This window comes from Mesorhizobium sp. M4A.F.Ca.ET.022.05.2.1 (assembly GCF_003998845.1).
Lineage (GTDB): Bacteria > Pseudomonadota > Alphaproteobacteria > Rhizobiales > Rhizobiaceae > Mesorhizobium.
Genome location: NZ_RZOJ01000418.1, coordinates 1 through 5279 on the forward strand (window position 1 = coordinate 1; position 5279 = coordinate 5279).

The 5279-nt window shown below is 65.3% G+C and carries 4 protein-coding genes; all 4 read left to right on the plus strand.

From position 1 onward, the window contains the following. Positions 1 to 20: 20 nt before the first annotated feature. Complete coding sequence (locus tag EN745_RS29325; RefSeq protein ID WP_127422854.1) at positions 21 to 1808, plus strand: glycerol-3-phosphate dehydrogenase/oxidase; 1788 nt, start codon at positions 21 to 23, stop codon at positions 1806 to 1808. Further along, the gene (locus EN745_RS29330; protein WP_126057490.1) at positions 1720 to 2562 is read left to right on the plus strand and encodes a class I fructose-bisphosphate aldolase; all 843 of its coding nucleotides are present in this window, start codon (positions 1720 to 1722) and stop codon (positions 2560 to 2562) included. Before EN745_RS29325 ends, EN745_RS29330 begins: the two co-directional genes overlap by 89 nt. After that, on the plus strand, positions 2555 to 4078 hold the full coding sequence (locus EN745_RS29335; RefSeq protein WP_127422853.1) for an FGGY-family carbohydrate kinase: 1524 nt from the start codon (positions 2555 to 2557) through the stop codon (positions 4076 to 4078). The genes EN745_RS29330 and EN745_RS29335 overlap by 8 nt, the downstream gene beginning before the upstream one ends. Next, the coding region (locus tag EN745_RS29340) for a GMC family oxidoreductase (protein ID WP_145992188.1) at positions 4075 to 5279 on the plus strand (1205 nt) is incomplete at its 3' end. The genes EN745_RS29335 and EN745_RS29340, both read left to right, overlap by 4 nt.

Genomic DNA, 5279 nt, shown 5'->3' on the forward strand with positions numbered 1-5279 from the left:
TGCCTGACCAGAGAAGCCTCATCCTCGACAAGATCCGCCAGGATGGCGCGTTCGATGTCGTCGTCGTGGGCGGCGGCATCAACGGCATCGGCGTTTTCCGCGAACTGGCGCTGCAGGGCCTGAAGGTGCTGCTGGTCGAGCGCAACGATTTCTGCTCGGGCTGCAGTGCGGCCCCCTCGCGCATGATCCATGGCGGTCTGCGCTATCTCGAGAATGGCGAGTTCGGCCTGGTGCAGGAATCGTTGCGCGAACGCGATGCGCTGCTGGCCAATGCGCCGCATATGGTGCGGCCATTGCCGACTGTAATTCCGATCCGCACCGTCTTCTCAGGGCTGATGAACGGGGCGGCAGGCCTTCTCGGGCTTTCTGACGCTCCTTCCAGCCGCGGCGCACTGGCGATCAAGGCGGGGCTCGCGCTCTATGACTGGACGACGCGCAAGCGCCGGGCGCTGCCGCGCCACAATTTCCGCGGCGCCAGGATGACATTCGCGCAATGGCCGGCGCTCGACCCGATGCTGCGCTTTTCCGCCACCTACTACGACGCCTGGATCAGCTATCCGGAACGGCTGGGCATCGAACTGCTGCTCGATGCCGGACGCCTGGCGCCCGACAGCCTGGCGCTCAACCGCGCCGAGATCACGCGCGTCGGTTCAGCCTTAGAACTTATCGACACGACAACCAACGAGCGCTTCCCTGTCATCGCCAAGGCAATCGTCAATGCGACAGGCGCATGGCTCGATTCGGCCATCGCCCGGCTCGACGCATCCGAAAAGCCTGCTGCACCGCTGGTCGAGGGCACCAAGGGCTCACACCTCATCCTCAACAACGAGCCGCTTTACCAGGCACTTGGCGGCCACATGATTTTCTTCGAGAACGCCGACGGCCGGGTTTGCATTATGTTCCCCTATCTCGGCAAGGTGCTGGTCGGTTCGACCGATATTCGCGTCAGCGAAGCCAGACGCGTGCGCTGCGAACCGGCGGAAGCCGATTACATACTGGCGGCGGCACGGCTGGTCTTTCCGGCTATTCCGGTTCACGCCTCCGACATCGTGTTCACCTATAGCGGCATCCGGCCGCTGCCGAAGAGCGACCATGCCTTCACCGGCAGGATTTCGCGCGGCCATTCCGTGCATCGCATTGCCGGCGACATCCCGCAGTTCTGCATGATCGGCGGCAAATGGACGACCTTCCGCGCCTTCGCCGAACAGGCGGCCGACGCAGTGCTGGCCGAGCTTGGCCGCGAGCGCCTTTGCGGCACGCTGACCATGCCGATCGGCGGCGGCCTCGGCTTCCCCCGGGACCCGGCGTCGCTGGCGGCCGATCTGGCTGGTGAGTTCGCGATCGGCGGCGCCCGCGCCGCGTATCTTGTCGACCGCTATGGCAGCGGTGCGCGCGACATCGTCCTGTTTTGCGGCGGGCGTCCCGACGATGTCAGACTGGACAGCAGGACCGAAACGACGGCAGCCGAAATCGTCTACCTGACCCGGCATGAGTTCGTAACCTGTCTGTCGGACCTTATCCTGCGCCGCACATCGCTTGCCATTTGCGGCGACATCTCGATGGCATCCATCGAACGCATCGCCGACGCACTGGCCGCCGAGCGCGGCTGGAGCGATGAGCATCGCGACCGCGAGGTGCAGGGCCTGGTTGCCGAACTCGACACCTATCACGGCGTCTCGCAGGAGATGCTCGTCCAACGCACGATTTCAGGAGCAGAAAATGAAGGTCAGCGCCAAGGCCCGCATGAACCGGATGTTCACCAACGGCAATTGCCTCGACGTGGCGCTCGATCACGGCGTCTGCAATGAACCGGATTTTCTCGTCGGCCTGGAGGACATGCCGCGAGTCATCGACACGCTGATCGCGGTAGGTCCGGACGCGCTGCAACTCGCCTACGGGCAGGCCGATCTGTTGCAATCGCGGCCGGACAAGGACAAGCCGGCGCTGGTCATGCGCATCGACATGGGTAATCCTTACAACGCCCAGCGCCACCGCGTGATGTGGTCGATGCTGCAGAATCATGACGAGCCGATCATCGGCGCGCTGGAGCTGGACGCAGCCTGCGTCGTCGTCAACCTGTTCATGCTTCCCGACGAGCCGGAGCTGTTTCGCCAATGCGTCGAAAACATCAGCAAGGTCCGCGCTGCCTGCCACAGATACGGCATGCCCTTGATGATCGAACCGCTGGTGATGCTGCCCAACGATGTGCGCGGCGGCTATCAGGTCGACGGCGACGCCGAGAAGATCGTCACCCTGGTGCGGCTCGCCGCCGAAATGGGCGCCGACATCATCAAGGCCGATCCGACGGCCCGGCCTGAGGATTTCCACCGCGTCGTCGAGGCGGCGCGCGTGCCGGTGCTGGTGCGCGGCGGCGGCAAGGACGACCTTAGGACCGTGCTGGCAAAATCGTCGGCCCTGCTCAGACAAGGCGCCAAAGGGCTGGTCTATGGCCGCAACATCTATCAGCATGCCAACCCGAAGGCGGTGGTCAACGCGCTGATGGCGATGGTCCACAAGGACGCCGGCGGCGAAGAGGCCTGGGAAATCTACAACAATGGCTGATCAGGCCGCATATCTGCTCGGTCTCGACGCCGGCAACACCATCATCAAGGCGGTACTGTTCGACCTCGCCGGGCGGCAGGTCGCCATGCACACCGTCGCCGGGCGCTCGCACACGCCGCAGCCCGGCTATGTCGAACGCGACCTCGGCGATATGTGGGCCGCTGCGCGCGACGCCATCCGCCGCTGCATTGCGCAGGCTGGTATCGACGCACGCCAGATCGCCGCTGTCGGCTGCGCCGGCCATGGCAACGGCCTCTATCTGATCGACCGCGCCGGCACCCCGCTGATCGGCATCCAGTCGCTCGACACCCGCGCCGCCGGCATGGCGGCGGAGCTGGCTTCGCGCAACGCCGGGGCCCTGCACGCGATCTGCCTGCAAAAGCCCTGGCCGGCGCAGACGCCAACCTTGCTGGCCTGGGTCAAGCAGCATGAACCCGACCTTTATGCCGCGACCGGCACGGCGATGCTGTGCAAGGATTTCATCGCCTTTTGCCTCACCGGAGAGCAGGTGAGCGATGTCTCCGACATGTCCGGCTGCGGCCTCGTCCGCATGCCCGAAGGCATCTATGATGGCGAGCTTCTGGCGCTCTACGGCATCGAGGACGCGCAGGCAAAACTGCCGCGGCTGCTCGACAGCGCCGACATTGCCGGGGCGGTCACCGCCAGCGCGGCCGATGAAACCGGGCTGGCAGAAGGCACGCCGGTCATCGCCGGCTATTTCGACGTTGTCGCCAGCGCCATGGGGGCCGGCGTCGTGCGCCCCGGCGAAGCCTCGATCATTGCCGGCACCTGGTCGGTCAACCAGGTTTTCTCCGCCGCGCCGGTTGTCGATCCCGATGTTTTCATGGTCGCGCGTTTCGGCCCCGGCCGCTTCGTCAACATCGAATCCAGCGCGACATCGGCCGCCAATCTTGAATGGTACGTGGGCGAATTCGTCGAGCGCGGCAGCCACCACGACGATCCGTTCGGCCACTGCAACGCAGCTGTCGGCGAAGTCACGCCGGCCTGGGACGACCCGATTTTCCACCCGTTCCTCTACGGCTCGGGCCAGGGCGCCGAGTTCCGCGCCGGCTTCTACGGCCTGGCCGGCTGGCATAGGGAAGGCCATCTGCTGCGCGCGCTGTTCGAAGGCGTCATGTTCGAGCACCGGCGCCACATCGATGTGTTGAAACACGCCGGCGTCAGCTTCGACAAGGCGGTGCTATCCGGCGGCGGCTCCCGCAGCGAACATTGGCCGCAAATTTTCGCCGACGGGCTCGGCGTACCGATCACCGTTCCTGAAGCCCGCGAGACCGGCGCGCTTGGCGCGGCGATCGGCGCCGGCGTGGCGGTCGGACTGTTCGCCGACTATGAGTCCGGCGTCGACGCCATGACCCGTCAGCGCGCCGCCTACCGTCCGGACCCGGCAATGCAGCGACATTATGCCAGGCGTTATCGCGCCTATTGCGGCCTCGCCGATGCGCTGCGATCGTTCTGGACCGAACAGGCCGCAGGACCAGGCAGAGCAGCAGAATGACCCAAAGGCTGGACGGCGACTACGACTACATCATCGTCGGCGCGGGTACGGCCGGCTGCGTGCTGGCCAACCGCCTGAGCGAAGATCCGGCGACGCGCGTGCTGCTGCTCGAGGCCGGCGGCAGCGACAATTACCACTGGGTGCACATTCCTGTCGGCTATCTTTATTGCATCGGCAATCCGCGCACCGACTGGATGATGAAGACGGCGCCGGAAGCCGGCTTGAACGGCCGCTCTCTGGTCTATCCCAGGGGCAAGGTGCTGGGCGGCTGCACATCGGTCAATGGCATGATCTACATGCGTGGCCAGGCTGCGGACTATGACGGCTGGCGGCAGATGGGCAATGTCGGCTGGGGCTGGGACGACGTACTGCCGTATTTCCTCAGATCCGAAGACCATCATGGCGGCAAGACCAGGCTGCATGGTTCCGGCGGCGAATGGAAAGTGGCGCGGCAGCGCCTGTCCTGGCCGATCCTGAACACGGTGCAGGACGCGGCGAAGGAATTCGGCATCATGCCGCGCGAGGATTTCAACGACGGCGACAATGAGGGTTCCGGCTTCTTCGAGGTGAACCAGAGCAAGGGGGTGCGCTGGAACACCGCCAAGGCATTCCTGCGCCCGGCGCTGCGGCGGCCCAACCTGCGGCTGGTCGCCAACGCGCATGTCGAGAAGGTGCTGTTTGAGGGCAAGCGGGCTACGGGGGTCGGCTACCTCGCCGGCGGCGAGGCACGTCAGGCCAGCGCCAGGCGAGAGGTGTTGCTGACGGCCGGCGCAATCAACACGCCGAAACTGCTGGAGCTTTCCGGTGTCGGCCAGCCGGATCGCCTCGCCTCGCTCGGCATCGATTTGGTTCACGCCAGCCCCGATGTCGGTGAGAACCTGCAGGACCACCTGCAGATCCGCACTGTCTACAAAGTGTCGTCGGCGCTGACGCTCAACACCCTTGCCAACAGCCTGACCGGCAAGGCGCGGATCGCGCTGCAATATGCGTTTGCCCGGTCGGGACCGATGTCGATGGCGCCAAGCCAGTTCGGCATGTTCAGCAAATCCGATCCGTCGATGGCGACGCCGGACCTGGAATACCACGTCCAGCCCTTGTCGACGGACCGGCTGGGCGACCCGCTGCACCCGTTCCCGGCGATCACCATGTCGGTCTGCAATTTGCGGCCCGACAGCATCGGCTCCGTACATGCCACGACACC